General features: G+C 67.7%; 24 protein-coding genes. 19 read left to right on the top strand and 5 right to left on the bottom strand.

Annotated elements, in window-relative coordinates; genetic code table 11:
* Nucleotide 1 precedes the first annotated feature (1 nt).
* From BEI_RS18375 to BEI_RS18340, 8 genes are all read left to right on the top strand, one after another.
* Nucleotides 2-799 (top strand): TIM barrel protein, encoded by a 798-nt coding sequence (locus BEI_RS18375; protein WP_097791153.1) that lies wholly within the window; start codon nucleotides 2-4, stop codon nucleotides 797-799.
* A 97-nt stretch (nucleotides 800-896) separates the two neighbouring features.
* Nucleotides 897-2,849, top strand: coding sequence for a bifunctional 5-dehydro-2-deoxygluconokinase/5-dehydro-2-deoxyphosphogluconate aldolase (locus tag BEI_RS18370; protein WP_097790860.1), 1,953 nt, complete (start codon nucleotides 897-899; stop codon nucleotides 2,847-2,849).
* Entirely contained in the window at nucleotides 2,846-4,693 is a 1,848-nt protein-coding gene (iolD, locus tag BEI_RS18365; RefSeq protein WP_097790859.1) for a 3D-(3,5/4)-trihydroxycyclohexane-1,2-dione acylhydrolase (decyclizing), read from the top strand. The genes BEI_RS18370 and iolD overlap by 4 nt, the downstream gene beginning before the upstream one ends.
* A gap of 80 nt (nucleotides 4,694-4,773) precedes the next feature.
* Complete coding sequence (gene iolE / locus BEI_RS18360) at nucleotides 4,774-5,676, top strand: myo-inosose-2 dehydratase (protein ID WP_097790858.1); 903 nt, start codon at nucleotides 4,774-4,776, stop codon at nucleotides 5,674-5,676.
* A 57-nt stretch (nucleotides 5,677-5,733) separates the two neighbouring features.
* Nucleotides 5,734-7,236, top strand: coding sequence for a CoA-acylating methylmalonate-semialdehyde dehydrogenase (locus BEI_RS18355; protein ID WP_097790857.1), 1,503 nt, complete (start codon nucleotides 5,734-5,736; stop codon nucleotides 7,234-7,236).
* 78 nt (nucleotides 7,237-7,314) lie between these two features.
* Nucleotides 7,315-8,439, top strand: a complete 1,125-nt coding sequence (locus tag BEI_RS18350; RefSeq protein WP_097790856.1) for a Gfo/Idh/MocA family protein — start codon at nucleotides 7,315-7,317, stop codon at nucleotides 8,437-8,439.
* A 144-nt stretch (nucleotides 8,440-8,583) separates the two neighbouring features.
* Nucleotides 8,584-10,332 (top strand): formate--tetrahydrofolate ligase, encoded by a 1,749-nt coding sequence (locus BEI_RS18345; RefSeq protein ID WP_097790855.1) that lies wholly within the window; start codon nucleotides 8,584-8,586, stop codon nucleotides 10,330-10,332.
* 214 nt (nucleotides 10,333-10,546) lie between these two features.
* On the top strand, nucleotides 10,547-12,277 hold the full coding sequence (locus tag BEI_RS18340; RefSeq protein WP_097790854.1) for a GGDEF domain-containing phosphodiesterase: 1,731 nt from the start codon (nucleotides 10,547-10,549) through the stop codon (nucleotides 12,275-12,277).
* A gap of 120 nt (nucleotides 12,278-12,397) precedes the next feature.
* Here the strand turns inward: BEI_RS18340 and BEI_RS18335 are convergent, their stop codons facing one another.
* The 3 genes from BEI_RS18335 to flgA form a co-directional block, all read right to left on the bottom strand.
* Nucleotides 12,398-12,847, bottom strand: coding sequence for a flagella synthesis protein FlgN (locus BEI_RS18335; protein WP_097790853.1), 450 nt, complete (start codon nucleotides 12,845-12,847; stop codon nucleotides 12,398-12,400).
* Nucleotides 12,844-13,134 (bottom strand): flagellar biosynthesis anti-sigma factor FlgM, encoded by a 291-nt coding sequence (flgM, locus tag BEI_RS18330; RefSeq protein WP_097790852.1) that lies wholly within the window; start codon nucleotides 13,132-13,134, stop codon nucleotides 12,844-12,846. Before flgM ends, BEI_RS18335 begins: the two co-directional genes overlap by 4 nt.
* A gap of 100 nt (nucleotides 13,135-13,234) precedes the next feature.
* Entirely contained in the window at nucleotides 13,235-13,882 is a 648-nt protein-coding gene (gene flgA, locus BEI_RS18325) for a flagellar basal body P-ring formation chaperone FlgA (protein ID WP_227644518.1), read from the bottom strand.
* 221 nt (nucleotides 13,883-14,103) lie between these two features.
* On the opposite strand from flgA, the gene flgB reads away from it, so the two are divergent.
* The 11 genes from flgB to flgL all read left to right on the top strand — a co-directional run bounded on the left by flgB (nucleotide 14,104) and on the right by flgL (nucleotide 24,401).
* The gene (gene flgB, locus BEI_RS18320; RefSeq protein ID WP_097790850.1) at nucleotides 14,104-14,517 is read left to right on the top strand and encodes a flagellar basal body rod protein FlgB; all 414 of its coding nucleotides are present in this window, start codon (nucleotides 14,104-14,106) and stop codon (nucleotides 14,515-14,517) included.
* Between the two features lie 15 nt (nucleotides 14,518-14,532).
* Entirely contained in the window at nucleotides 14,533-14,940 is a 408-nt protein-coding gene (gene flgC / locus BEI_RS18315; RefSeq protein ID WP_097790849.1) for a flagellar basal body rod protein FlgC, read from the top strand.
* A 4-nt stretch (nucleotides 14,941-14,944) separates the two neighbouring features.
* Nucleotides 14,945-15,643 carry a flagellar hook assembly protein FlgD gene (gene flgD, locus BEI_RS18310; protein ID WP_097790848.1) on the top strand — a complete coding sequence of 233 codons (699 nt, stop codon included), beginning with the start codon at nucleotides 14,945-14,947 and terminating at the stop codon, nucleotides 15,641-15,643.
* A 60-nt stretch (nucleotides 15,644-15,703) separates the two neighbouring features.
* On the top strand, nucleotides 15,704-16,969 hold the full coding sequence (gene flgE / locus BEI_RS18305) for a flagellar hook protein FlgE (protein WP_097790847.1): 1,266 nt from the start codon (nucleotides 15,704-15,706) through the stop codon (nucleotides 16,967-16,969).
* A 16-nt stretch (nucleotides 16,970-16,985) separates the two neighbouring features.
* On the top strand, nucleotides 16,986-17,732 hold the full coding sequence (locus BEI_RS18300; protein WP_097790846.1) for a flagellar basal body rod protein FlgF: 747 nt from the start codon (nucleotides 16,986-16,988) through the stop codon (nucleotides 17,730-17,732).
* Between the two features lie 23 nt (nucleotides 17,733-17,755).
* Nucleotides 17,756-18,538, top strand: coding sequence for a flagellar basal-body rod protein FlgG (gene flgG, locus BEI_RS18295; protein ID WP_097790845.1), 783 nt, complete (start codon nucleotides 17,756-17,758; stop codon nucleotides 18,536-18,538).
* A gap of 28 nt (nucleotides 18,539-18,566) precedes the next feature.
* The gene (locus BEI_RS18290; RefSeq protein ID WP_097790844.1) at nucleotides 18,567-19,256 is read left to right on the top strand and encodes a flagellar basal body L-ring protein FlgH; all 690 of its coding nucleotides are present in this window, start codon (nucleotides 18,567-18,569) and stop codon (nucleotides 19,254-19,256) included.
* Nucleotides 19,257-19,266: 10 nt separating this feature from the next.
* Nucleotides 19,267-20,379: a flagellar basal body P-ring protein FlgI gene (locus tag BEI_RS18285; protein WP_097790843.1), complete on the top strand. Its 1,113-nt coding sequence runs from the start codon at nucleotides 19,267-19,269 to the stop codon at nucleotides 20,377-20,379.
* On the top strand, nucleotides 20,379-21,401 hold the full coding sequence (gene flgJ / locus BEI_RS18280) for a flagellar assembly peptidoglycan hydrolase FlgJ (protein WP_097790842.1): 1,023 nt from the start codon (nucleotides 20,379-20,381) through the stop codon (nucleotides 21,399-21,401). The genes BEI_RS18285 and flgJ overlap by 1 nt, the downstream gene beginning before the upstream one ends.
* Nucleotides 21,402-21,484: 83 nt before the next feature.
* Nucleotides 21,485-23,143, top strand: coding sequence for a flagellar hook-associated protein FlgK (flgK, locus tag BEI_RS18275; protein ID WP_097790841.1), 1,659 nt, complete (start codon nucleotides 21,485-21,487; stop codon nucleotides 23,141-23,143).
* A gap of 19 nt (nucleotides 23,144-23,162) precedes the next feature.
* Nucleotides 23,163-24,401, top strand: a complete 1,239-nt coding sequence (gene flgL / locus BEI_RS18270) for a flagellar hook-associated protein FlgL (protein ID WP_097790840.1) — start codon at nucleotides 23,163-23,165, stop codon at nucleotides 24,399-24,401.
* Between the two features lie 201 nt (nucleotides 24,402-24,602).
* Here the strand turns inward: flgL and BEI_RS18265 are convergent, their stop codons facing one another.
* Entirely contained in the window at nucleotides 24,603-25,592 is a 990-nt protein-coding gene (locus BEI_RS18265) for an IS110 family RNA-guided transposase (RefSeq protein ID WP_097788805.1), read from the bottom strand.
* Between the two features lie 226 nt (nucleotides 25,593-25,818).
* Nucleotides 25,819-26,613 carry a flagellar biosynthetic protein FliR gene (gene fliR / locus BEI_RS18260; protein WP_097790839.1) on the bottom strand — a complete coding sequence of 265 codons (795 nt, stop codon included), beginning with the start codon at nucleotides 26,611-26,613 and terminating at the stop codon, nucleotides 25,819-25,821.
* Nucleotides 26,614-26,623 lie beyond the last annotated feature (10 nt).

The following is a 26,623-nucleotide window of genomic DNA, read 5'->3' as shown; positions in this document are numbered from 1 at the left end:
GATGAACGAGAGCAAGAAGACGTCCCCCTTCACGATGGCAGTCTGCGCCGAGATGGTCTTCCTGGATCGGCCCATCGCCGAGCGAGTGCGCAAGATCGATGCCCTGGGTTTCCAGGTGGAAATCTGGGACTGGACGCGCCACGACATCGATGCACTGGCAAACACCGGAGCCACCTTCTCCTCCATGACCGGCTATATCGAGGGAACCCTGGCGGACAAGGACGGCGCCGATCGCCTGGTCGAGACGGCCAAAGAGTCGATCTCGGTGGCCAAGCGCCTGGGCATTCCTCGCCTCAACCTGCATGGCACCGGGCTCGATGGAAAAGGTCTGCCGGTCAAGCCGGCCACCCAGGTGTCGGGAGCGATGTGGATTCGTGCTCACGACACGCTCAACCGCCTGGCTGACCTGGGAGAGGAGCATGACGTGACCTTTGTGCTGGAGAACCTCAATACCCAGGTCGACCACCCCGGAGTGCCCTTCGCCCGTGCCGAGGACGTACTGGAGTTGCTGGCCAGCGTCGATCGCCCGGAGGTGCGGATGATGCTGGATCTCTATCACGCCCAGATCGGCGAGGGGAACCTGATCGAACTGTTGCGTCGCGCCGCTCCCTATATCGGCGAGATCCAGGTCGCCGATGTGCCGGGCCGCTGTGAGCCCGGTAGCGGGGAGATTCACTACCCGGCCATCGCCCGGGTGCTGAACGAGATGGGCTATCGGGGCACCGTCGGCCTGGAAGGGTGGGCATCACAAGAGGATGAGCTGGCCCTTCAGCGTTTCAAGGATGCCTTCACCCTTTGACCATCAATGGAAAACAGCGTCGTAGCGCCACGGTAGTGTTCCACCCAGTCACCTTTTCGGGATGAGGCGCGAATCAACTGCGACGCGGAGAGACGATATGCAAGAAGCCAACACCAACAACAGACCGCTGGATCTGATCTGCCTGGGCCGCGTCGCCGTCGATCTCTATGCCGAACAGATCGGCAGCCGTCTGGAAGATGTCTCGAGCTTCGCCAAGTACCTGGGCGGCAGCTCCGGCAACATGGCCTACGGCACCGCCCGGCTGGGCCTGAAATCGGCCATGCTGTCGCGGGTCGGTCACGAGCAGATGGGCAACTTCGTGCGCGAGGAGCTCGATCGTGCGGGCGTCGATACCAGCGCCCTGCAGACCGACCCCGACCGCCACACCGGCCTGGTGCTGTTGGCGCTCAAGGATCGCGATAGCTTCCCGTTGCTCTTCTACCGCCGCGACTGCGCCGACATGGCCATCGATGCCGAGGCCATCGACCCGGCTTTCATCGCCCGCGCCAAGGCGCTCGCCATCACCGGCACCCACCTGTCCAGCGAGACCACCGCCAGGGCCTGTCGCAAGGCCCTGGACGCCGCCACCGAGCACGGCGTCGAGCGGGTGCTGGACATCGACTACCGTCCGGTGCTCTGGGGCCTGACCACCCCCGGCGACGGCGAGACCCGTTTCATCGCCGACGAGAAGGTGACGGACGACCTGCAGAAGTGGCTCGGCGACTTCGACCTGATCGTCGGCACCGAGGAGGAGTTCCATATCGCCGGTGGCAGCACCGATACCCTGGCCTCCCTTCGCGCGGTGCGGAGTGTCAGCGACGCCACCCTGGTATGCAAGCTCGGTGCCCTGGGCTGCGTGGTCTTCGAGGGCGAGATCCCGGCGCGCATCGAGGAAGGCATCCTGGTCGAAGGGGTCAAGGTCGAGGTGCTCAACGTCCTGGGCGCCGGCGATGCCTTTATGAGCGGTCTGCTGCGTGGCTGGCTGAGGGGGGAAAGCTGGGAGACCAGTGCGAGCTACGCCAACGCCTGCGGCGCCCTGGTGGTCTCGCGCCATGGCTGCGCCCCGGCCATGCCCACCGAGGAGGAGCTGTTCGACTACCTGGGCCGTCGGGCCACGGTGCCACGCCCCGACCAGGACGCCCACCTCAACCACCTGCATCGGGTGACCACCCGTATCCCTGCCGATTGGCCTGAAGTCTGCGGCCTGGCCTTCGACCACCGTCGTCAGCTCACCGACATGGCCCGCGAGGTCCATGCCGACCCGGCGCGTATCCCGGCGCTCAAGCGGCTGCTCGTCAGAGCCGCCGAGGAAGGGGCAAGGCGCACCGGAATCGCGAAGCCGGCCATCCTGGTCGACGACGTCTTCGGCCAGGATGCGCTGAACGATGCTACCGGCAAGGGCTGGTGGATCGGTCGCCCGGTAGAATTGCCGAGCTCGCGCCCGCTGCGCTTCCAGCATGGTGATGACCTGGGCAGCCGTCTGCGTCACTGGCCGCGCGAGCACATCATCAAGTGTCTGGTGTTCTATCACCCGGACGATCCGGTGACCCTGCGGCTCGATCAGGAGGCGCATCTCCGCCAGCTCTACCAGGCGGCCTGCGACAACGGACTCGAGCTGTTGATCGAGGTGATCCCGCCCGATCAGCGTGACGTCGACGATCACACCCTGGCCCGCGCCGTGCAACGGCTCTACCACCTGGGGATCCGCCCAGACTGGTGGAAGCTGCCGACGATGTCGGATGCCGCCTGGGACGAAGTGAGCCAGGCCATCGAGACACAGGACCCGCACTGCCGTGGCGTGGTGCTGCTGGGGCTGGACGCGCCCATGGAGGACATGAAACGCGGCTTCTCCGCCGCCGCCCGCAATGGCCAGTGCAAGGGGTTCACCGTAGGTCGCACCCTCTTCGCCGGCCCCAGCCGCGAGTGGCTCGCCGGCAGTATCGATGACGCCGAGCTGGTCGATCAGGTGGCGAGCAACTATGCGGAACTGATCGAGGCATGGCGCCGGTTGCGCCAGTCCCAGCCCATTAGCGAGGAAGTCCTGTCATGAGCACCATTCGACTCACCATGGCCCAGGCTCTGGTCAAGTATTTGGCCGCCCAACGCATCGAGCATGACGGTGCCGAGGTGGCGCTGTTCGAGGGTGTCTTCGCCATCTTCGGCCACGGCAACGTGGCCGGTCTCGGTGAAGCGCTCTATCACGCCCAGGAGGACCTTCCCACCTTCCGCGCCCATAACGAGCAGACCATGGCCCACGCGGCCATCGCCTTCGCCAAGGCCAACGGTCGACGCCGGATGATGGTGGCCACCAGCTCTATCGGCCCCGGGGCCACCAACATGGTCACCGCCGCCGGCCTGGCCCATGCCAACCGCCTACCGGTTCTCCTGTTGCCCGGCGATACGTTCGCGACCCGTGCCCCTGATCCGGTGCTCCAGCAACTGGAGCACTTCGGTGATCCCTCAATCACGGTCAATGATTGCTTCCGGCCCGTGTCGCGCTACTTCGATCGAATCACGCGACCCGAGCAGCTGATGACCAGCCTGCCTCAGGCGCTGGCAACCCTGCTCGACCCGGAACATTGCGGCCCGGCGACCCTGGCACTGCCCCAGGATGTGCAGACCTTCGCCTATGACTACCCGGTGAGCTTCTTCGCGCCCCGGGTACACCGCATTCGACGTCCCCAGCCGGATTCTCGCGAGCTCGAGGAAGCCATTGCGGCACTCATCCGCGCCGAGCGTCCGTTGCTCATCGCCGGCGGCGGGGTTCATTACGCCGGTGCCTGCGAGCGACTCGCCGAGTTCGCCCGTGCTCACGGTGTACCGGTCGCCGAAACCCAGGCCGGCAAGGGGGTTCTTCCCGATGATCATCCTTGTGCCGTCGGTGCGATCGGCGTCACGGGCAGCGCTGCCGCGAACCGGCTGGCCGAGCAGGCGGACCTGATACTGGCTGTGGGGACCCGCCTGCAGGATTTCACCACCGGGTCCCGGGCGTTGTTCGAGCGTGACGACCTGGCCCTGGTGACGCTGAACGTGGGTCGCTTCGACAGCCTGAAGCACCATGCGCTGCCACTGACAGCCGATGCCGAGGATGGCCTGGCGAAGCTGGCCGACGGACTCGGCGACTGGCGGGCCAGCGATGCCTGGCGCGAACAGGCGGGGAGCCTGAAACGCGACTGGGACGAGGTCGTCACCCGGGTCACCTCGGACGAGGGGCGCGACCTGCCCACCGACGCCCAGGTGATCGGCGCGGTGAACCGTCAGGCCGGTGAGGATGGCACCGTGGTTTGCGCCGCCGGCGGCCTACCGGGCGAGCTGCATAAGCTCTGGCAGTGCGCCGGGCCTGGGAGCTACCACGTGGAATACGGCTACTCCTGCATGGGCTACGAGATCGCCGGCGGGCTTGGCGTCAAGATGGCCCGGCCCGAGCGGGAGGTGTTCGTGATGGTGGGAGATGGCTCCTACCTGATGCACAACTCGGAGCTTGCCACCTCGGTGATGCTGGGCCACAAGCTGGTCGTGGTGGTGCTCGACAACCGGGGCTTCGGCTGTATCAACCGCCTGCAGCAGGCCACCGGCGGCGCCGGCTTCAACAATCTGCTCGAGGACTGCCGCACTGTCCCCGAGGGGGCGCCCAAGACCGACTTCGCCGCCCATGCTCGCGCACTGGGGTGCCAGGCCGAACGCGTTCGGGGCATTGCCGAGCTCGAACAGGCCCTTCAGCGCGCCCGCCAGTCCAGCACGACCTACGTGATTGCTTTGGATACCGACCCTCTGCCCAGCACCGACGAAGGTGGTGCCTGGTGGGAGGTGGCCGTGCCGGAGGTGTCCTCTCGCGAGCAAGTGCAGAAGGCCTACCAGGGGTATCTCGAGGCCAAAGGGCACCAGCATCGCTGAGTGGTCAGCGCCTCTGCCGATCCTACCCATTTTTCGAATCATCGAGGCGGGCCTTGGGTCCGCCCAACAGGAGCATGCCCATGTCCACCGTACGCCTGGGGATCAACCCCCTGACCTGGACCAATGACGATCTGCCGAGCCTGGGCGGCGACACGCCGCTCGAGGTCTGCCTCGAGGAAGGACGCGAGGCCGGCTTCAGCGGCTTCGAGCTGGGCCACAAATTCCCTCGCATGCCGGAGGCGCTGTCCAGGGTGCTGGGTCGTTATGACCTGTCGCTGGTCTCCGGCTGGTACTCGAGCCGGCTGCTGGAACGCAGCCCGGAGGAGGAGATCGCCGCAGTCGAGGAGCATCTCCAGCTGCTCAAGGCCTGCGGCGCCAAGGCGATGGTGTTCTGCGAGGTGTCCCACTGCATCCATGGCGATCAGGGGACCCAGCTGTCCCGGCGCCCCCTCCTCAGCGACACGGACTGGCAGCGCCTCACGGAGGGGCTGGACGTGGTCGGTGACTACCTCAAGGAGCAGGGCGTCCACATGGCCTACCACCATCATCTGGGCACGGTGGTGGAAAGCCAGGCCGACGTCGAGCGGTTGATGGAGAACACCCGCGACTCGGTGGGACTGCTGCTCGACCTCGGTCACCTGGTGGGCGCCGGCGGCGACCCGCTGGCCATCGCCCGGCGATACGCCTCGCGCGTCAAGCACGTGCACTGCAAGGACGTGCGTTTCCCGGTGCTGGACGAGCTGCGCAACCGGGACAAGAGCTTCCTGGACGGGGTGCTCGACGGGCTGTTCACCGTGCCCGGCGATGGCGACATCGACTTCCTGCCCACCCTGACGCAGCTCCGCGAGAGCGGCTACCAGGGGTGGCTTGTGGTGGAGGCCGAGCAGGATCCCAAGGTCGCGCATCCGCTGACCTACGCCCGCCTGGGCTATCGCAACCTGCGGGCGCTCGCCGAGCAGGCAGGCTTCACCATTACCGAATGAGCGGGTGAGGACACCCCACATCTTACGATCGATACCGGACACATCGAGGCTTACCCCATGAACCAGATCCATCATTATCTCAACGGCCGCATCGTCCAGGGCGGTAGCGACCGCTTCGGCCTGGTCTATAACCCCGCTACCGGTGAACAGAGCGCCGAGGTAGCCCTGGCCAGCGCCGATGAGACCCGCGAGGCGGTGCGCCTCGCCGATGAGGCCTTCGCCACCTGGTCGAAGGTCACGCCCCTGAAGCGTTCGCGCATCCTCTTCAAGTTCAAGGCGCTGGTCGAGGCACATGCCGACGAGCTGGCCCGCCTGATCTCCCAGGAGCACGGCAAGGTGTTCTCCGACGCCAAGGGCGAGGTGACCCGCGGCCTGGAGGTCGTCGAGTTCGCCTGCGGCATCCCGCATCTGCAGAAGGGCGAGCACTCGATGAACGTCGGCACCGGCGTCGACAGCTACTCGATGATGCAGCCGCTGGGCGTCTGCGCCGGGATCTCGCCGTTCAACTTCCCGGCCATGGTGCCGATGTGGATGTTCCCCATCGCCCTGGCCTGCGGCAACACCTTCGTCATGAAGCCGTCCGAGAAGAACCCGTCCACCCCGATGCGCCTGGCCGAACTGCTCAAGGAAGCCGGTCTCCCCGACGGTGTGTTCAACGTGGTCAACGGTGACAAGGAAGCGGTGGATGTGCTGCTCACCGATGAGCGGGTCGAGGCGGTGAGCTTCGTCGGCTCCACGCCAATCGCCGAGTACATCTACGCCACCGGTTCGGCCCACGGCAAGCGGGTCCAGGCCTTGGGCGGGGCCAAGAACCACATGGTGATCATGCCCGACGCCGATCTCGACCAGGCCGTCGGTGCGCTGATGGGCGCCGCCTACGGCTCTGCCGGCGAGCGCTGCATGGCCATCTCGGTGGCGGTGCCGGTGGGCGAGGAGACCGCGAGCAGACTGCGCGAAAAGCTCGTCGCCGAGCTCGACAAGCTGCGGGTGGGCCCGGGGCTCGTCGATGGCCCGGACAACGACATGGGGCCGCTGGTCACCCGGGAGCACCTGGAGAAGGTTCGGGGCTATATCCAGACCGGCGTGGACGAGGGCGCGGAGCTGGTGGTCGATGGCCGCGAGGCGACCATCGAGGGCGCCGGCGATGGCTTCTTCCTCGGCGGATCGCTGTTCGACCACGTCAAGCCGGGCATGCGCATCCATAGCGAGGAGATCTTCGGCCCGGTGCTGGCCATCGCTCGAGCCGCGAGCTTCGACGAGGCCGTGTCGATGATCAATGCCCACGAGTTTGGCAACGGCACTGCCATCTTCACCCGTGACGGCGATGCCGCCCGCCAGTACTGCGAGCAGATCCAGGTGGGCATGGTTGGCGTCAACGTGCCGATTCCCGTGCCGATGGCCTTCCACAGCTTCGGCGGCTGGAAGCGCTCCCTGTTCGGCCCGCTGCACATGCACGGCCCCGACGGTGTGCGCTTCAACACCCGCATGAAGACCATCACCCAACGCTGGCCCAGCGGCATCCGGGAGGAGACCAACCACTTCACCATGCCCACCCACTGATCCATACCCTTGCCAGCCACTTCCAGCGCCGGACCTTTCGGTCCGGCGCTGAAGGATCCGCACTAAGGAACCACCATCATGAAGGCACTCAATATCGGCCTGATCGGCACCGGCTTCATGGGCAAGGCCCATGCCATCGCCTTGAAGGCCGCCCCCACCGTCTTCTCCCTGCCGGCCCTCCCGGTGTGCGATCTCCTGGCCGAGGTCGATGACGAGATGGCCGCCCGCAAGGCCCGTGAGCTGGGCTTCGCGCGCTCCACCGGCGATTGGCGCGCACTGGTCGCCGATCCCGAGGTGGATGTGGTGGATATCTGCGCCCCCAACTTCCTGCACCAGGAGATGGCCCTGGCAGCCATCGCCGCCGGTAAACACGTCTACGCCGAGAAGCCGCTGGCCCTCTCCGCCGCTGATGCCCAGCAGATGGTCGAAGCAGCGGAAAGGGCCGGGGTGAAGACCCTGGTCGGCTTCAATTACATCCGCAATTCGGCCACCCGGCTGGCCCGCGAAATCATCGCCAGCGGCGAGATCGGCGAGTTGATCCACTTCCGTGGCCGCCACAACGAGGACTACCTGGCCGACCCGGCGAAGCCCCACGACTGGCACACGCGCCGCGCCACCGCCGGGGCGGGGGCGCTGGGCGACGTGGGCTCGCATATCCTCAACATGGCGGAGTACCTCACCGGCCGACGCATCCAGGAAGTCTTCGGTCAGTTGCAGACGGTGATTCCCAAGCGCCCGCTTGCCGACGGCAGCGCCGGCCTCGGCGAGGTGGAGAACGACGATCAGGCCCAGGCGCTGCTGCGTTTCGACGGCGGCCTGATCGGCAACATCGAGACCTCTCGGGTGGCCGTCGGGCGCAAGATGGGCCTGGCCTACACCGTCACCGGCACCAAGGGGACCATCGCCTTCGACCAGGAGCGAATGAGCGAGCTTCAGCTCTACAAGAGCGAGGGGCCCGAGGGGCGTCGGGGCTTCCGCACCCTGTTGATCGGCCCTGAGCACCCCGATTATGCGGCCTTCAGTCCCGCTCCCGGTCACGGCCTCGGCTACAACGATCAGAAGATCATCGAGATCCGCGATCTGGTGGAAGGCATCGTGACGGGTACTCCCCTCTATCCCGATTTCCGTGAGGCCTGGCGGGTCAACCGGATGATCGATGCCATCGAGACTTCTCATGCCGAGGGATGCTGGCTTCCGGTCTAGAGCGTTACCGGCTCCAGGGGGGCATCGATGTCCCGTTCGACTATGCGGATGTCGTTACCGGAATGCCGCCTCCCCCTGATGCGTTCCACGCTGCTCTTGAGGCCATAGGCGAGGTGCCCCGTGGCGGGCAGCGAAGGGGGGGAGATGACCGACTATATCCCGTTCGGCAACGACGAGTCGCTGACCCGTGAAGCTCTGCCGCTGGAGGGCCGCGACGAGGCGAGCCTGCCGCCCCCCGGCTCCCCGGACATCGTCATCGCCCGGGCCGTGCCGCCGCGACCGATCACCGAGGTGGCCGAGCGGCTCGGCATCGAGCCCGACCAGCTGCTGCCCATCGGCCACGACAAGGCCAAGCTGCCCCACGATTTCACCGCGAGTCTGGCCGAACGCCCCCAGGGCAAGCTGGTGCTGGTCACCGCCATCACCCCCACCCCCGCCGGGGAGGGCAAGACGACCACCACCGTGGGGCTCGGCGACGGCCTGAGCCGCCTGGGCCACAAGGCGGCCATCTGCCTGCGCGAACCGTCCCTCGGCCCCTGCTTCGGCATGAAGGGGGGCGCGGCGGGCGGCGGCAGGGCGCAGGTGATTCCCATGGAGGACATCAACCTCCACTTCACCGGCGATTTCCACGCCATCACCAGCGCCCACAACCTGCTGTCGGCGCTGATCGACAATCACCTCCACTGGGGCAACGAGCTGGGCATCGACCCGGAGCGGATCACCTGGAAGCGGGTGATGGACATGAACGACCGGGCGCTGAGGCATCTCACCGTCGGCCAGGGCGTGCCGCGTCAGGACGGCTTCGACATCACCGCCGCCTCGGAGATCATGGCGATCCTGTGCCTGGCGTCCGACCTGGCGGACCTCCAGCGCCGCCTGGGCGAGATCGTCGTGGCCCGCAACCGGGACGGCGCGCCGGTGCTGGCCCGCGACCTCAAGGCCGATGGCGCCATGGCGGTGCTGCTCAAGCAGGCCCTGGCCCCCAACCTGGTACAGACCCTGGAGCATAACCCGGCCTTCGTTCATGGGGGCCCCTTCGCCAACATCGCCCACGGCTGCAACTCCGTGATGGCGACCCGCTCGGCGCTGTCGCTGGCCGACATCGTGGTCACCGAGGCCGGCTTCGGGGCCGACCTGGGGGCCGAGAAGTTCTTCAACATCAAGTGTCGCCAGGCGGGGCTCGTGCCCGGCGCCGTGGTCGTGGTGGCCACCCTGCGCGCACTCAAGATGCACGGGGGCGTGGCGCGGGAAGCGCTGGGCGAGCCGAACCCCGCCGCCGTCCGTCGTGGGGCCCGCAACCTGGCCCGCCATGTCGAGAACATGCGGGACTTCGGCGTGCCCCTGCTGGTGGCGGTCAACCAGTTCGACCAGGATTCGCCGGCAGAGCACGCGGTGCTGCGCGAGGCCTGTGATGCCCTGGGGGTCGAGATGGTGGTCAGCAGTCACTGGCGAGATGGCTCTCGGGGCAGCGAGGCGCTGGCCGAACGGGTGGCGGCCTTGCTCGACGCACCGGCGACCCGGCTGTCCCTGACCTATGGAGACGATGTCCGGCTGGAGGACAAGGTCCGGGCCATCGCGACCCGGCTCTATGGCGCCTCGGACATCAGCCTCGAGGACAAGGCGCGTCGCCAGCTCGAGGAATACGAGGCCATGGGCTATGGCCATCTTCCGGTGTGCATCGCCAAGACCCAGTACAGCTTCGCCGCCGACCCGGCCATGACCGGCCTGGCCGCGGGGCATGTGCTGCCGATCCGCGAGACCGAGCTGGCCGCCGGAGCCGGTTTCGTGGTGGTGCTGTGCGGCTCGATCATGCGCATGCCGGGCATGCCCCGACGACCGGCCAGTGCCGGCATCCGGCTCGACGATCACGGCGAGATCGAGGGGCTTTCCTAGGAACCCCGACGGGCTCCTGGCCCTGCCATCGGCGATGAGCGGCGCGCGCCTGGTATACTGAAGGCGTGAGCAGGTCGGTGCCAGGTCGCCCGCTGGGGTAATGCCGGATCGAGAGTGGTTTGCTGAAGGAGTACGGTCGACACCCTGTTCGCGCTAAAGAACGCCTTGGCCTGGCCGACATCCAGTCCAGGCCAAGCACTTCGAGACGGCAGCGATGACGGGTGACGGTACACCACCAGTAGACGAGCGGCACGACGCCGGCACCGGACGGCATCCTCCCCTTGGGCGGCTGCCGGGCGCGCTGTCGCATCTTGCCGCCGAGCAGTCACCGGTGGGCATGGTGTTGCTGGACGACGAGCACTGCATCCGCTGGATGAATGCCGGCTTTCGCACCCTCCTGGACGGCATCGAAGGCGATCCCCTGGGCGCGCCCATCGGCGAATTCGTCACTCGCCCTCTCTTCCTGAACCCGGATCGCGCAGAGGCGCCCGACGCTCTGGGGGATGGTTGGCAGCAGGTTCGCCTCGGCGCCCCGGGGCGCCTGGTACTGGTGACCGCCAGCCCTCCCCGGGAGGCGGGGCTGCGCCTGCTGACCTTCGTCGATCCCCATGTCGCCTCGGGAACGGGATCGTCCGGCCTCGCCCGTCCGGGCGATCCGGTCACTCGACTGGCCAGCGTCTGGCTGTTCGAGGACCGCCTGCGCCATGCCCTGGAACGGGCACGACGCCCGAGCCACCGCGTGGCCCTGCTGCTGTTGCGACTGGATCACCGCGCATCGCTGCGCCATCGGCTCGGCGCGGAGGGCGTCGAGGCCCTGGTGCGGCAGGTAGAGCGTCGATTGACCCAGACCCTGCGCCAGGAGGACAGCCTCTCCCAGCTGGGGGATGGGTGCTGGGGAGTGTTGATCGAACACCCGTTGTCCCCCGAAGGATTGCAGGCGACGGCGTTACGTTGCCTGGAGGCCATGGATCCGCCCTTCCGGCTGGACGGCTGCCCCCAGCTGTTGAGCCTCTCCGTGGGGATCGCCATCGCCCCCGAGGACGGCGATACCGCCGAGGAGCTCCTGTCTGGTGCGGAGGCGGCGCTCGAGCGTGCCGGGCCCTCGCGTCACGCCTTCTTCGATGATGGCCTCAAGCGGCGGCTGGCGCGCGACATGGCCTTTCGCCAGGAGCTCCAGGAGGCGCTGCTGGACCCCGATCGCCACTTCCGGGTGCTCTACCAGCCGCAGATCGACCTGCGCTGCGGCCGCTGCGTTGGGCTCGAGGCGTTGGTGCGCTGGGAGCATCCCCGGCACGGTCTCCTCGCGCCCCACGACTTCCTGCCGGTGGTCGAGGAACTGGGTCAGCAGGTGCGGCTGGATCGCTGGGTCATCGCCGCTGTCGTCGCCCAGCATGCCCGTTGGCGCGCGCAAGGCTCATGGCTGGCTGACATGGGCGTGGCCGTCAATGCCGGCGTCGGCCTGCTCGACCAGGCGGCCTTCGATCGCCGGCCACTCGACGTCTTCCTCCGCCAGCAAGCCATTTCGCCCGGCTTCCTGACCCTCGAGCTGGCCCAGCAGGATCTCGCCGCCCAGGCCCAGGCCCAGGTTCACCTGCTGCATCGCCTGGCGTCGCTGGGCGTGGACCTGGTGGTCAACGACTTCGATGCGGCCTCCCTGGATCTCCCCGGCCTGGCGGCGCTGTCGGTATCGCGCGTCAAGCTCAGTCGAGGACTGAGCGATGCCCTGGTAGCGGGCGGGTCACGGGATCGGGTCGCCCTCGAGGCGCTGCTGCAGTGCCTGGCGGCGCTGCGTCTCGAGGCGGTGCTGGTTGGCGTGGAAACCGCGGCCCAGCTGAATGCCGCGGTCGCGCTGGGGGTTCCTCTGGCCCAGGGCAACCGTCTGGGTGAGCCACAGTCGGCGGAGGCCCTGGAATGCAGGCCCCAAGGCAGGCAGCTGCCGCTGTAGGGGGAGGGGACGGCCCGTGTCGGTCGATCGTCGCGAGCCAGGGGATCGAGCCGATGAGGCGAACGGCCCGTGTCGGTCCGATTCGATCAGTACGACATCGGCCGGAAAGCCGACAGATGCCTAAGCGCGGGCGTTCAGTCGTCGGGGTTGCAGTCCGGTACGCCCGTCGGCGGCATAGACGTCGGGATCGGCGAGGCGGTGGATGTAGTCGAGCATCTGCTGGTTGTGGGTCATGCGGAGTTCCAGCAGGCGGCCGTTGCGCTCGTTGAGCCGCGATATCTCGGCGGCGCTGGCCAGCAGGGTTTCCCAGTGGACCAGGCAGCCGGCATCCTCGGCGGCCTTCCCGGCACCTTCCGGTCCCTCGGCGTAACCGAGCCTTCCCTGTACCCTGGCCCGGAGCGTCTCGGTGGACTCGAGCTCGGTCTGCAGCCGAGTCTTCTCTTCGGCGATGGTCTGGAGGCGTTTGCCGTCGACTTCCCCCGCGACCAGCAGGCCCTGTTCCTCCTCCAGCAGGCACCTGAGCTCGTTCAGTCGCCCGACTTGTTCCTTGAGCAGGCGTTCCAGGCTCACTCCCGGTTGCCCCCCTGGGCCAGCAGGTCCTTCACGCTGTCGATCAGGCCGTCCGCGATACGATCCGGCTTGATCTCCAGGCGTCCTTCGCGGATGGCGTCGCGAACCTCGGCGACCCGGGCGGCATCGATGTCCTGGCTGGCGTTCGCGGCGCCCTGGCTCAGGTGGGTCATGGCCGCGGGGCTGCCGGCATCCTTCGTCGGAGCCTCGCTCCCGTCGGGCTTGCGAGCCGGCTGACGCTGCTCCAGCTGGCCGGAACGTAGCGGCTGATGGTTGTCGACTTTCACGTGAAGGGCCTCGTGACCGGTGCGTTACCTGGACTATCGGCGTCGGGGGCGAAAACTTTAATGGCGTCAGGCCGAGACTTCCAGTCTGGGCGGAGCGGTGTCAGTTGTCCACGACCAGTCGGCCAGGACCGACGATGCGCGCCTCGAGGATCCGGCGGTCCTCCAGCCGAACGCGGATCCGCTCGCCCCGACCGCCGGGGGCCAGCGCCTCGCCCTTTCGAGTCACGCGAAACCCGTCCCCGCGGGCCTCCAGGGTGACTCGATCGCCGCGATCCACCAGCCGGGGCGCGCGCAGTTGATGCGACAGCAGGGGACGGCCCGCGGCCAGGGGGCGGCGCGTGACCTGGCCGATCGCCGCCTGGGGGGCTCGCAGGGTGCCATGGGGCAGCCGGTGGAGCTCCCCGCGGCGTTCGGCGAGGTGGGCGAGGGTCAGTCGTTCGCCCGCCTCGAGGGCGGTGGCCGTCTCCAGGTAGCGGCCGATCACCACCACCTCGGCCTGGAGGTAGCGGGTCCGCCGGTCTGTCTCGCCGCACTTCACGCCGACCGACAGGCGGCCCAGGGGCGGGCGGGAGGAGGCCGGGAGGAAGGGTTCCGGCTGGCGGCATTCGGGAAAGTGCGCGCCGGGCGGGTAGAGGGTGACCTCGACATCGTCGCCCAGCCCGCTGGCCTGCTGCGTCAGGAAGGCTCGGGCCCTTTCCAGCCACTCTTCCTGGCCGAAGACCGGCAGGGCCTGGGCGCACAGCAGCATGGCCAGGCAAGAAGCCAGGAGTGTCGTGCGGCGAGGTCTGGGTGTGGTCCTTGGCGTCATGGCGTCGGAGCCTTCGGGAAGTCATCGGCGAGTCTAGCGCCGGGATGGCGTCGGGAATCCGGGAAATGGCCCAGATTACGTCGGCTGTTCATGCCTTTGGGGTGACGGGGTCCTGGCTATTCTCCACCCTCGACGAATTTCCATTTTCCGGGGAGCGCCGGATGATCGACCAGCTCGAAGCCGCCTTCAACTTCCACCAGCAGGCGCTGGGGCTGCGCCAGGAGCGCCAGAAGGTGCTGGCCAGCAACATCGCCAACGCCGACACCCCGGGCTACAAGGCCCGCGACATGGACTTCGCCAGCGAGCTCGACAAGGCCGTCCGGCATGGACGCGCCTCGGGTGGCGGGCTGTCGCTTTCGCGCACCGACGCGGGCCACCTGCCCGGCCAGGCGCTCATGGCGCCGAATCGCGAACTGCTCTACCGGGTGCCGGACCAGCCGAGCCTCGACGGCAATACCGTCGACATGGATCGCGAACGCACCGCCTTCGCCGACAACTCGGTGCGCTATCAGGCCGGCCTGACGATCCTCAACAGTCGCATCCAGGGCCTCAAGAAGGCCATGCAACCCGAATAAGCCAGGAGCGGCCCCATGTCGATGTTTTCCGTGTTCGATATCTCCGGCTCGGCGATGAGCGCCCAGTCGCAACGCATGAACGTCACCGCCAGCAACCTGGCCAACGCCGACAGCGTGGCCGGCCCGAACGGCGAGGCCTACCGCGCCAAGCAGGTGATGTTCGAGAGCCGGGCTCGCCATCAGACCGGCATCGGCGGAGTGGGCGTGCGGGAGGTGGTCGAGGATCCCTCGCCGCTGCGCCAGGAATACCGTCCCGAGCACCCGCTCGCCGACGACCAGGGCTATGTGAGCCTGCCCAACGTCGATCCCGTGGCGGAGATGGCCAACATGATCTCCGCCTCCCGCGCCTACCAGGCCAACGTCGAGGTCATGAACACCAACAAGCAGTTGATGCTCAAGACCCTGACCCTGGGCGAGGGCTGATCCCATGGCCAACGGCATCGATTCCAGCGTCATCAATAGCGTCAATGCCGGGGCGTCCGCCGGTGCCAGCCTCGGCCCTCGGCAGTCCGCCGAGCTGCAGGACAGCTTCATGACCCTGCTGGTCACCCAGCTGCAGAACCAGGATCCCCTGAGTCCGATGAAGAACGAGGAGATGACCTCCCAGCTGGCGCAGATCAATACCGTCAGCGGCATCGAGAAGCTCAACGAATCCCTGGGGGCCATCAACGATCAGATCGGTGCCGGCCAGACGCTCCAGGCCAGTGCCCTGATCGGCCAGGGCGTGTTGGTGCCGGGCGAGCGGGTGCTGCTGAGCCAGGGCGAGGAAGGCGAGGCGACCACCACGCCCTTCGGCGTCGAGCTGGCGCAGCCCGCCGACGAGGTCGTCGTGACCATCACCGACCAGGCCGGCCAGGTCGTCAACCGCTACGAGATGGGCGCGGTGAAGGCCGGCGTGGAGTCCTTCAGCTGGGACGGCCAGACCAGCGACGGCCAGACCGCCGCGGAGGGCGCCTACCGCGTGCGCGTCGAGGCGCGGCGTGACGGCGAGCCGGTCGCGGTCGAGGCGCTCAACTATGCCGTGGTCAACAGCGTCACCCCGCCCACCGACGGCGGTGAGGTGCGGCTGGACCTGGGCGCCGTCTTCGGACGGGTCGGACTCTCCGACATCAAGCAGATCCTCTAAAGGGGCGGCGGCACGCACCGACGCACAGAACACCAACGTTGTCAGACGCAGGGAAGAGAAATGGGTTTTTCACAAGCGCTTAGTGGCCTCAACGCCGCCGCCTCCAGCCTCGACGTGCTGGGCAACAACATCGCCAACTCCCAGACCGTGGGCTACAAGGGCTCCAGCGCCCAGTTCGCCGACGTCTTCGCCGGCTCCACCGGCCTGGGCACCAAGGTCGCGGCGGTGCTCCAGGACTTCGAGACCGGGAACCTCGAGGGTACGGGGCGAGAGCTGGATCTGGCCATCAGCGGCCAGGGCTTCTTCCGCTACGAGCAGGCCGGCGAGGTGGTCTACTCCCGCAACGGCCAGCTGACCATGACCGCCGACGGCTACCTGGAGAACGCCACCGGCGCGCGCATCATGGGCTACGGACTGAGCGACCTGGGCACCGTCCAGACCGGCGGCCAGCCGGAGGTGCTGCGGGTGGACTCCGGCGCCATGCCCGCCAGTGCGACCACCGGTGTGGCGACCACCTTCAACCTGGATGCCCGGGAAGAAGCCGGCGGCGACCTCAAGCAGGTCACGGCGCTGACCGACATGACGGATGCGACCTCCGAGGTCGCGCTCGATTACCATTTCTCGAACAACTTCTCGGTCTACGACTCCCTGGGCAATGCCCGCAACGTCACCGTCTATTACGAGAAGACCGCCGACAACGCCTGGACCGGCCGGGTGGTGATGGACGGCCACTACAACGCCGCCAACGACTTCGATGTCACCTTCGACACCAACGGCCAGCTGGATGCCATCGACGGCAACCCGGCCGACGACGTCACCAACATGCCGACCATCGATATCGCCAATGCGGCCACCACCCCGCTTGGGACCGGCCCCGCCGCCCTGGCCTTCGACCTGGACATCACCGGCTCCACCCAGTTCGGCAACACCTCCACCACCAGCGCCCTGAGCCAGGATGGCTACACCTCCGGCACCCTGGTGGGCATCGACATCGAGGGGGATGGCACCGTGGTGCGCAACTACTCCAACGAGCAGTCGCGCCCGGCGGGACAGATCGCCCTGTCCTACTTCCGCAACCCGGAAGGCCTGACGCCGGAGGGGGATAACGCCTGGGCGGCCACCGAGGCCTCCGGCCAGGAACTGCTGGGTGAGCCGGGCACCGGCGTGCTGGGCTCCGTGCAGTCCCAGGCCATCGAGACCTCCAACGTGGACCTGGCCAAGCAGCTGGTCGACATGATCGTCACCCAGCGGGCCTACCAGGCCAACTCCCAGACCATCAAGACCCAGGACGAGGTCCTCCAGGCCTCCATCAACCTGAGCCGCTAAGCCCGGGAGCCAGGCCATGGATCGCATCCTTTACACCGCCATGAGCGGCGCCCGCCAGAGCATGGAGCAGCAGTCGGTGGTCAGCCACAACCTGGCCAACGCCTCCACCACCGGCTTCCGCGCCCAGCTCCATGCCATGCGCGCGGTGCCGGTGCAGGGCGAGGCCGCCCTGCCCACCCGGGTCTCGGTGGCGGCCTCCACCCCGGGGGCGGACTTCTCCCCGGGCCCCCTCCAGACCACCGGCCGGCCCCTGGACGTGGCACTGCAGGGGGAGGCCTGGCTGGCCGTCCAGGCCTCGGACGGCACCGAGGCCTATACCCGGCGCGGGGACCTGCAGGTGGACGGCGACGGCCTGCTGCGCAGCGCGGGGCGGCCGGTGATCGGCCAGGGCGGGCCCATCCAGGTGCCGCTGGGCGCCGAGGTGTCCATCGGTAGCGACGGCACGCTCAGCGCCATCGCTCCCGGTCAGGGACCCGAGGCGATGGCCGCGGTAGGGCGGCTCAAGCTGGTCACCCCCGGCGAGGCCGGCCTGGTGCGCGGCGAGGACGGGCTCTTCCGGGCCGGCGGCGCCGCGCCCGCGGCGCTGCCGGCCGACGAGGACGCCCGGCTGGCCAGCGGCACCCTGGAAGGCAGCAATGTCAGCGCCGTGGAGACCATGGTGGCGATGATCGACGTGGCCCGTCGCTACGAGATGCAGACCAAGGTCATGTCCACCGCCGACGAGAACGCTCAACGCGCCAACCGCCTGCTCTCGATGAGCTGAGGTCCCGATTTCGAGGAATTCCCATGATCAAGTCACTGTGGACGGCCAAGACCGGCCTGGAAGCCCAGCAGGTCAAGCTGGACGTCATCTCCAACAACCTGGCCAACGTCAACACCAACGGCTTCAAGCAGTCCCGGGCGGTGTTCGAGGACCTGCTCTACCAGAACCTGCGCCAGCCCGGCGCCCAGAACAATGCCCAGGACCGGCTGCCGTCCGGCCTGCAGGTGGGCACCGGCGTTCGCCCCGTTGCCACCGAGCGCCTGCATACCCAGGGCGGGCTCGAGCAGACCGGCAACTCCCGTGACCTGGCCATCCAGGGCAAGGGCTTCTTCCAGGTGCTGATGCCGGACGGCACCACCGCCTTCTCCCGGGACGGCAGCTTCCAGCTGGACGCCAACGGCCAGATGGTCACCGCCAACGGCTATCCCCTCGAGCCGGCGATCATCGTGCCCCAGAACGCCCTCTCGGTGACCATCGGCGAGGACGGTACCGTCTCGGTCAAGGTGCCGGGCGACAGCCAACCCCAGCAGATCGGGCAGATCACCCTGTCCACCTTCGTCAATCCCGGCGGACTCGAGAGCCTGGGGGGCAACCTCTACGCCGAGACCGGCTCGTCCGGGCCTCGCAACCAGGGCATTCCCGGGATGAACGACGCGGGCAAGCTCCTCCAGGGCTACGTGGAGACCTCCAACGTCAGCGTGGTCGAGGAGATGGTCAGCATGATCCAGACGCAGCGGGCCTACGAGATCAACAGCAAGGCGGTGAAGACCAGCGACGAGATGCTGGCGCGCCTCGCCCAGCTGTGACCTTGAGCGATTCCAGGAGGCGGAGGGCATGACGGTCGGAGCACTCGGAGGCATCACGCGCCATCGCTGGCTCATGGTGGTGGCCCTGCTGGTGCTGGGCGGCTGCGCCCAGATTCCCCGCACCTCCGTCGTCGAGGAGCCCGAGCGGCTCGAGGTGCCCGAGCGCCCGCTGGCCCGGGCCAACGGGGCCATCTATCAGGCCCAGCGGGGCTATCAGCCGCTGTTCGAGGACCGTCGCCCCCGCATGGTCGGCGATATCCTGACCATCGTCCTGGACGAGGAGGTCAGCGCCAGCAAGAACGCCCGCTCCAATGCCGATCGGGACGGTTCGGCGGGGCTGACCTTCGACCAGTTGCCCGATGCCCTGGATACGCTGGCCGAGTACGGCTTCGACGTCGCCGGCGAGAGCGACTTCGAGGGGGGCGGCGGTGCCCAGGCCAACAACTCCTTCACCGGCAAGATCTCGGTGCGGGTGGTGGAGCGGCTGCCCAACGGCAACCTGCGGGTGCGGGGCGAGAAACGCATCGCCATCAACCAGGGCACCGAGTTCATCCGTTTCGGGGGCGTGGTCGATCCGCGCTTCATCTCCGGCCAGAACACCGTGCCCTCCACCGCCGTGGCGGATGCCCGGATCGAGTACGTGGGCGACGGCTACATCAACGAGGCCCAGCACATGGGCTGGCTGCAACGCTTCTTCCTCAATGTCTCGCCCTTCTGATGGTGGTCGCATGACGGCGCGCAAGCCCTTTCTCTCCGTGGTGATCCTGGTCCTGTCCTGCGTGATCGCCTTGCCCGCCCAGGCTGAGCGGCTGCGCGAGATGGCCAGCTTCGCCGGGGTTCGTGACAACGCCCTGGTGGGCTACGGCCTGGTGGTGGGCCTGGACGGGACCGGCGACCAGACCATGCAGGCGCCCTTCACCGGCCAGAGCCTGACCAACATGCTCTCCCAGCTGGGCATCACCGTGCCCCCCGGCACCAACATGCAGCTGCGCAACGTGGCGGCGGTGATGGTCACCGCCGAGTTGCCGCCCTTCGCACGGCCCGGCCAGCGGCTCGACGTGGTGGTGTCCTCGGTGGGCAACGCCGACAGCCTGCGCGGCGGGACCCTGTTGATGACGCCGCTCAAGGGGGCCGATGGCGCCACCTACGCCCTCGCCCAGGGCAACCTGCTGGTGCCTGGAGCCAGCGCCTCGGGCGGCGGGACCAGCGTGCAGATCAACCAGCAGGCCGGCGGACGCATTGCCAATGGCGCCACCGTGGAGCGCGAGGTTCCCCTGGATCTGGGAGCCAACGGCGGCCTGCTGGAGCTGCAGCTCGAGTCGGACGACTTCGGCACCGCCCAGCGGGTGGTCAGCGCCATCAACCAGGAGTTCGGTCGCGTCGTGGCCTCGGCCCGCAACGCCAAGGTGATCGCCCTGGACGGGCCTCGCGACGCCAATTCGCGGGTCAACTTCATGGCCCGGGTCGAGAACGTCCGGGTCACCCCCACCGAGGAACCGGCCCGGGTGGTGCTGAACTCGCGGACCGGCTCCATCGTGCTCAACCGGGCGGTCACCCTGCAGGAAGCGGCGGTGGCCCATGGCAACCTGTCCATCGTCATCGACACCGAGTTCGGCGTCAGCCAGCCCAATCCCTTCGCCGAGGGCGAGACCGTGGTGGTGCAGGACACCGAGGTCAGCATCCAGCAGCAGCCCGGCACCCTCAAGGTCGTCGAGGGCGCCGACCTGCTCGAGGTGGTGAACGCCCTCAATTCCCTGGGTGCCACGCCCAACGACCTGATGTCGATCCTCGAGGCCCTCAAGGCCGCCGGATCGCTGCGCGCCGAGCTGGAGATCATCTGATGAGCCTGGACGCCCCCGATGGCATGAGCAACCAACTGGCCTGGGATCTCCAGGGCCTGCAGCGACTCAAGCACAGCGCCCCCGGCGAAGGGCTGCAGGGCGCGGCGCGGGAGTTCGAGGCGCTGTTCGTGCAGATGATGATGAAGAGCATGCGTGACGCCGTGCCGTCCTCCGGGCTGCTCGACAGCCGCCAGACCGGTTTCTACCAGGAGCTGCTCGACAAGCAATGGTCCCAGGCCGTGGCCGATCGGGGCATCGGCCTGGCCGAGCGGCTGATGGCGCAGCTCGAGGGGCCGGCAGGCGGCCCTCGGTCCGCGGACGAGTCGGACATCGAGGCCTTGATCGCCGGCATCCCCCGCGGCACCCCCCGGCCGCTGACCGGGGCGCTGCGCCCGGAAACGTCCTCGACCGAGGAGCCACCCGCGACCCAGGCGTCCCTGCCGGGTTCCTTCCTGGACGAGCTTGAAGTCACGCGCCCGAACGCCGAGTCGGCCATCGCTCGCGGTGAGCCGGCCGGGCGGGAGCGCCCCGCCCACGTGCGTGACTTCGTCGAGCGCCTCGCCGCCCCGGCCCGGGCGGCCAGCCGCGCCTCCGGCGTGCCGGCGGAGCTGATCCTCGCCCAGGCGGCGCTCGAGACCGGCTGGGGCCGCCACGAGATCGCCACCTCCGAGGGCGGCAACAGCCACAACCTCTTCGGCATCAAGGCCGGTGGCGGTTGGCAGGGCGAGACCACCGAGATCCTCACTCACGAGGTCATCGACGGCCGTCGCCAGCCGGTGCGCGACCGCTTCCGGGTCTACGGCTCCTTCGAGGAGGCCTTCACCGACTATGCGCGGCTGATCGGCGAAAACCCCCGCTATGCCGGAGTGGTCGGCGCGCCCGGCCCCGACCAGGCGGCCCGGGCCCTGCAGCGCGGCGGCTATGCCACCGACCCGGCCTATGCCGACAAGCTGATCGCGGTGATGGACACCCTGGGCCCGCTGCCGGACGGCGCCTGGCTGGCCCAGGCTCCGGCGCGATGATCGCCTGCCCGGCAGGGCGTTTCGGCCTCAAGTTCGGCCCGGCGCGGCCGATATGACGTCCATCGGCACAAGGGAATACCGACATGAGCATCTTCTCCACGGGCCTGAGCGGCCTCAATGCCGCCCAGAACGCCCTGGCCACCACCAGCAACAACATCAGCAACGTCTTCACGCCGGGCTACAACCGCGAGGTCACCCTGCTGGCCGAGAGCAGCACCGGCACCGGTGGGGTCCAGGTCGAGGACGTGCAGCGCCAGTTCAACCAGTACGTCGCCTCCCAGCTGAACGCGGCCACCAGCAAGACCAGCGCCCTGGAGACCTACCGCAACCAGGTGGAGCAGATCGACAGCCTGCTGGCCGACCGCGACGCCGGCCTGGCGCCCCTGATGCAGGGGTTCTTCTCCTCGCTGGAGGATCTGGCCAGCGCACCGTCCGACCCCGCGGCACGCCAGGGCGTGCTGGGTACGGCGGACACCCTGAGCGCCCAGTTCCGCTCCTTCGACGGCTACCTGCAGGACATGCAGGAGGGCATCAACGGCCAGATCCGTGACGAAGTCACCCAGATCAACAACACCACCGAGCAGCTGGCCGGCATCAACCGCGAGATCGCGCTGGCCCGGGCCCGCAACGGCGAGGCGCCCAATGGCCTGCTCAACCAGCGTGACCAGCTGGTCCACGAGCTCAGCGAGCGCATGGACCTTCGCCTCAACGTCCAGGACGGCAAGTCCTATAACATCAGCCTGCCCAACGGCCAGCCGCTGGTGATGGGGGACCGCCGGTTCAAGCTCGAGACCATGGACGCCCCTAACGATCCCCAGCGAACCGTCCTCGGCTATCGGGATTCGGGGGGCAACCTCGAAGCGCTCGACGAGGACACCGTCACCGGGGGGACCCTGGGTGGCCTGATGGCCTTCCGCGCCGAGACCCTGGACAAGACCCAGAACCAGATCGGCCAGATGGCCGTGTCGTTGGCCGTGGCGGTCAACGCGCAGCATGCCGCCGGTGTCGATCTCGAAGGCAACCCCGGGGAGGCGTTCTTCACCGTCGGTGAGCCACGGGCCTTCACCCACGAGGGGAACCAGGGCACCGCCGAGATCGCCTCGGTCGCCTTCGATGCCGCCAATGTGGGCGAACTCCAGGCCAGCGACTACACGGTGCGCGTCGCGGCCGTACCGACCGCGGCGGCCACGGACTTCGAGGTGGTCCGCAAGGACAGCGCTCAGGCCCTCGATCCGACCGACGTGGACTACGATGCCGCCGCGGGCACCCTGAGCTTCGGCGGGATGACCGTCACCTTCGACGATACCGCCAACCTGGCCGCCAACGACCGTTTCGAGGTCCAGCCGGTGCGCCGCGCCGCGGCCGAACTGGAGGGCGCCCTCGACGACCTGGACAAGATCGCCGCCGCGGGGTCAGGCGGCGGGGCCGGCAACAACGAGAACGCGCTGGCGCTGCAGGATCTGCAGCAGCAGAGCATCGTGGGCGGGTCTGCCTCCCTGAGCGGGGCCTATGGGGCCATGGTCAGCGATGTGGGCAATCGCACCAACATCGTCCAGGTGAACATGGAGGCCCAGCAGGGGCTCAGCGAGCAGCTGCGGGCCGCCCAGCAGGCCGAGTCCGGGGTCAACCTCGACGAGGAGGCGGCCAACCTGATCCGCTACCAGCAGTACTATCAAGCCAACGCCAAGGTCATCGAGACCGGCCGCACGGTGATCGACACCGTGCTGGGCCTGCGCGGCTGATCAAGGGAGAGCGTTCGAGATGCGCATCAGCACCGTTACCATGTTCGAGCAGAGCGTGACCTCCCTGAACCGTCAGCAGGGAGACTTCCTCAAGGTCAGCGAGCAGATCGCCAGCGGCCGCCGGGTGGTCAACCCCTCCGACGATCCCCAGGCGGCCTCCCGGGCCGTGGGCGTCGACCAGGCCAGGGCGGTGACCCAGCAGTTCGCCGACTCCCGGGTCAGCGCGCGAAACTCCCTCTCCCAGGCCGAGAGCGTGCTCAACAGCGTCAGCGACGCCGTGACCCGGGCCAAGACGCTGATGGTCCAGGCCTCAAGCGACACCCTCAGCGACGTGGACCGGGAGTCCGTGGCCAGCGAGCTGCGCGGCGTCTACGAGGCGCTGCTCGGCCAGGCCAACGCCACCGACGGCAACGGGCGCTACCTGTTCGGCGGCTACCAGGACAGCAGCGCGCCCTTCGTCAAGGATGCCGCCGGCGAGGTCCAGTACGTGGGCGACACCAACGTCCGACGCCAGCGCATCGACGCCTCGCGGTTGATGGACGTCAGCGACCACGGTGAGGCGATCTTCCAGAGCGTGCCCAGCGGGGCCGGCTATGTCACCGAGGCCGATGCCGCCAACGCCGGCAGCGTGACCTTCAAGGGGCCCGAGGTCATCGACAGCGGCGATGCGGGCTACGGCGAACGCTACCGGGTCAGCTTCGACGAGGACGCCGCGGGTGACCCGACCTTCAGCGTTGAGGTCTACGACGAGGCCGGCGGTACCTGGAACGCCACGGCACTGACCGAAGAGGCCTACAATCCCGAGGTCACGGTGGTGTCGGTCGGTGGCCTCAAGCTGACCCTGGAGGGCGAGCCGGCGGTGGGCGACAGCATCACCATGGGACCCGCCGACGAAATGAACACCGATCTGTTCCGGACCTTCGAGAAGGCCATCGCCGCCCTGGAGACGCCCAACGCCACCGAGTCTGATCGCGCCAGCCAGCGCAACACCCTCAGCAGCGTGATGCGCGAGCTCGACAATGGCCTGGACAACGTCCTGACGGTCCGCGCCTCCATGGGCGCGCGGCTCAACGAGCTGGACGTGGTGGACTCGGTGGGCGGCAACCGCTTGCTGAACTACGAGCAGACCCTCTCCGACCTGGTCGACCTCGACTACGCCGAGGCGATCTCCGAGTACAGCCTGCGCCAGGTGGGCATGCAGGCCGCCCAGAAGACCTTCGCCGACATGAAGGGGATGTCGCTCTTCCAGTTCCTCTGACCCTTCGCGAACCCTGCCGGTCATGGTCTTGCCATGACCCCTTGTCCCGCCCCGTCGCATCCCGACGGGGCGGTTTTTTATCCTGAGGCTGCGGGTGCGAGTTACTGCCGGCCGGATCTGTCGGGTGCGCTCGCAGGCTCGCTTACCCGACCTACGCGGGCTTCGCAGGGGCCGCGTAGATACCGTCTCTCCCGACCGACCTCAACCCCCCGCAGGGATGGGTTGGGGTCGATACTCGGTTTGCGTCTTCAGGACGCCATAGGCGATATGCACCAGCTTACGCATGGCCGCCCCGAGGGCCGACATGCTGTGCTTCCCTCGTGCCTTCAGCCGGGCATATTGCGCCTGGATATCCGGGTTGTGTGTCATGGCCACCACGGCTCCCATGTACAACTTCCGACGCATCACGGCACTCCCCGTCTTGGAGAGGGTTGGTGTCTTCTTGACCGACGTGCCAGAGGTGTAATACGTCGGCACGAGCCCCAGGAAAGCGGCCGCCTGTCGAGCACTCTCGAATGGTCGGCTTCGCAGGACCGCGACCAGCCTTGTGGAAAGCCCGGGACCGATGCCAGGAATGCTCATCAGCAACTGTCGATCTCGTTTTAGATGATCATGGCGGTCGAGGTGCGTCTCGATCTCCTCCTGTAAGCGCTTGGCTTCGCGCTCCAGGGCCGCCAGGACATGGCCGATCGAGGTCTCGGCCCCTGTATCACGGCTGAATTGAGCTTTCTCGAGACGATTCTTTTCGCGCTGAATATCCTGATAAACCGCTTCGAGGCGCGCCACCAGGCGCTTCAGCTCACGCGTTTCTTCAGGCTCCGGTGTCCACCGCCGGTGGCTTCGGGACGCGCCGAACTCTGCTAGGACACGGCTGTCTGCCTTGTCCGTCTTGTGAAGGCGACCTGCACTCTTGGCATAATGATGCGCGTGTGCGGGGTTGAGCACGTAGACATTGACGCCAGCCTCATGGAGCCAATAAGCCAGGGGCTCATGGTAGATCCCCGTGGCTTCCATGTAGACATGCAACGCTTCGGGAGACTCACCGGTCTGCCGGGTCAGCCAGTCCAGCAGCGCTGGATAATCCTGGTGCCGATTGGTAAAGACCTTGGTTTTGACCTTGCCCTTCTCCATATCACGAAGCCAGAGGCAATCCAGTTTCTTCTTGCCGATATCGATGCCGATATGTGCCATCTCACCACTTTCCCTTGTGCGTACAGCCTCTCCTCGCCGGAAGGGGGCATTGGATACCGTTCAGGTTTGCGAGATAGAAGCCTGGGAGACCAATCTACGGAACAGGTTCGAAACCGTCAGGGTAGATCCGGGTTTCTCCCAGGCCGTGGGGGTGGTAGCTAATCACTCCCCACTGGAGAGACACAAGGGTGGATAAGCGTTAGCGCATCCACCTTGCTTCCGGCATTCAACCGGCCAGCGGGGCCAGGACGTCCAGGAAGCTCCTGAGGAAGGCCAGCCCCTGGGAGAAGAGGCGTTCCAGGAAGCGCGACAGGTCGGTCATCAGCACCATCAGCAGGATCAGTCCCACGGTCAGCGAGCTGGGGAAGCCGATGTTGAACACGGTGAGCTGGGGCGCCGAGCGGTTGAGGATGCCCAGGGACAGGTTGATGATCAGCAGCGCCGCCACCAGCGGCAGGGCCAGCAGCATGCCGGAAACGAAGATGGTGCCGCCATAGCGGGCCAGCATCTCGAAGGCGGCGGGATCGTAGCGGCCCAGGCCGATGGGCAGCGCCTCGAAACTGGTCGCCAGGATCTCGATCACCACCAGGTGGCCGTCGAAGGCCAGGAACATCAGCAGCGTGATCATGTAGAGGATGCGCGACAGCACCATCATGTTGGTGCCGCTGGACGGATCGAAGAAGGTGGCGAAGGCCAGGCCCATCTGCAGCCCGATGAACTCGCCGGTGGCCTGGACCACCACCAGGGTCACCCGCATGACGAGCCCCATGGCCGCCCCGATCAGCAGCTGCTCGACGATGATGCCGAGCCCGGCCCAGGAGATCAGCGGCACCTCCGGCATGGGCGGGATCACCGGCGCCATCACCACCGTCAGCGCCCCGGCCAGCCCCAGCTTGGCCTGACGGGGCACGCTGGAATGGCCCCACAGCGGCGAGGTGAGCATCAGGCCGGTGATCCGGGTGAAGGGCCACAGGAAGGCGACCAGCCAGGCCTGCAGCTGCGCGAAGGTGACCTCGACCATGCCTGCGACC

Source organism: Halomonas beimenensis, from assembly GCF_002549795.1.
Classification (GTDB): Bacteria; Pseudomonadota; Gammaproteobacteria; order Pseudomonadales; family Halomonadaceae; genus Halomonas; species Halomonas beimenensis.
The sequence above is the reverse complement of the archived record's forward strand: the minus strand, read 5'-3'. Positions and strand labels throughout refer to the sequence as shown.

Bases quoted from the DNA above. Each gene is read 5' to 3' on its own strand.
- BEI_RS18375 (WP_097791153.1), top strand. From the start codon at position 2: ATGAACGAGAGCAAGAAGACGTCCCCCTTCACGATGGCAGTCTGCGCC.
- BEI_RS18370 (WP_097790860.1), top strand. From the start codon at position 897: ATGCAAGAAGCCAACACCAACAACAGACCGCTGGATCTGATCTGCCTG.
- iolD (WP_097790859.1), top strand. From the start codon at position 2,846: ATGAGCACCATTCGACTCACCATGGCCCAGGCTCTGGTCAAGTATTTG.
- iolE (WP_097790858.1), top strand. From the start codon at position 4,774: ATGTCCACCGTACGCCTGGGGATCAACCCCCTGACCTGGACCAATGAC.
- BEI_RS18355 (WP_097790857.1), top strand. From the start codon at position 5,734: ATGAACCAGATCCATCATTATCTCAACGGCCGCATCGTCCAGGGCGGT.
- BEI_RS18350 (WP_097790856.1), top strand. From the start codon at position 7,315: ATGAAGGCACTCAATATCGGCCTGATCGGCACCGGCTTCATGGGCAAG.
- BEI_RS18345 (WP_097790855.1), top strand. From the start codon at position 8,584: ATGACCGACTATATCCCGTTCGGCAACGACGAGTCGCTGACCCGTGAA.
- BEI_RS18340 (WP_097790854.1), top strand. From the start codon at position 10,547: ATGACGGGTGACGGTACACCACCAGTAGACGAGCGGCACGACGCCGGC.
- flgA (WP_227644518.1), bottom strand. From the start codon at position 13,882: ATGCTGCTGTGCGCCCAGGCCCTGCCGGTCTTCGGCCAGGAAGAGTGG.
- flgB (WP_097790850.1), top strand. From the start codon at position 14,104: ATGATCGACCAGCTCGAAGCCGCCTTCAACTTCCACCAGCAGGCGCTG.
- flgC (WP_097790849.1), top strand. From the start codon at position 14,533: ATGTCGATGTTTTCCGTGTTCGATATCTCCGGCTCGGCGATGAGCGCC.
- flgD (WP_097790848.1), top strand. From the start codon at position 14,945: ATGGCCAACGGCATCGATTCCAGCGTCATCAATAGCGTCAATGCCGGG.
- flgE (WP_097790847.1), top strand. From the start codon at position 15,704: ATGGGTTTTTCACAAGCGCTTAGTGGCCTCAACGCCGCCGCCTCCAGC.
- BEI_RS18300 (WP_097790846.1), top strand. From the start codon at position 16,986: ATGGATCGCATCCTTTACACCGCCATGAGCGGCGCCCGCCAGAGCATG.
- flgG (WP_097790845.1), top strand. From the start codon at position 17,756: ATGATCAAGTCACTGTGGACGGCCAAGACCGGCCTGGAAGCCCAGCAG.
- BEI_RS18290 (WP_097790844.1), top strand. From the start codon at position 18,567: ATGACGGTCGGAGCACTCGGAGGCATCACGCGCCATCGCTGGCTCATG.
- BEI_RS18285 (WP_097790843.1), top strand. From the start codon at position 19,267: ATGACGGCGCGCAAGCCCTTTCTCTCCGTGGTGATCCTGGTCCTGTCC.
- flgJ (WP_097790842.1), top strand. From the start codon at position 20,379: ATGAGCCTGGACGCCCCCGATGGCATGAGCAACCAACTGGCCTGGGAT.
- flgK (WP_097790841.1), top strand. From the start codon at position 21,485: ATGAGCATCTTCTCCACGGGCCTGAGCGGCCTCAATGCCGCCCAGAAC.
- flgL (WP_097790840.1), top strand. From the start codon at position 23,163: ATGCGCATCAGCACCGTTACCATGTTCGAGCAGAGCGTGACCTCCCTG.
- BEI_RS18265 (WP_097788805.1), bottom strand. From the start codon at position 25,592: ATGGCACATATCGGCATCGATATCGGCAAGAAGAAACTGGATTGCCTC.
- fliR (WP_097790839.1), bottom strand. From the start codon at position 26,613: ATGGTCGAGGTCACCTTCGCGCAGCTGCAGGCCTGGCTGGTCGCCTTC.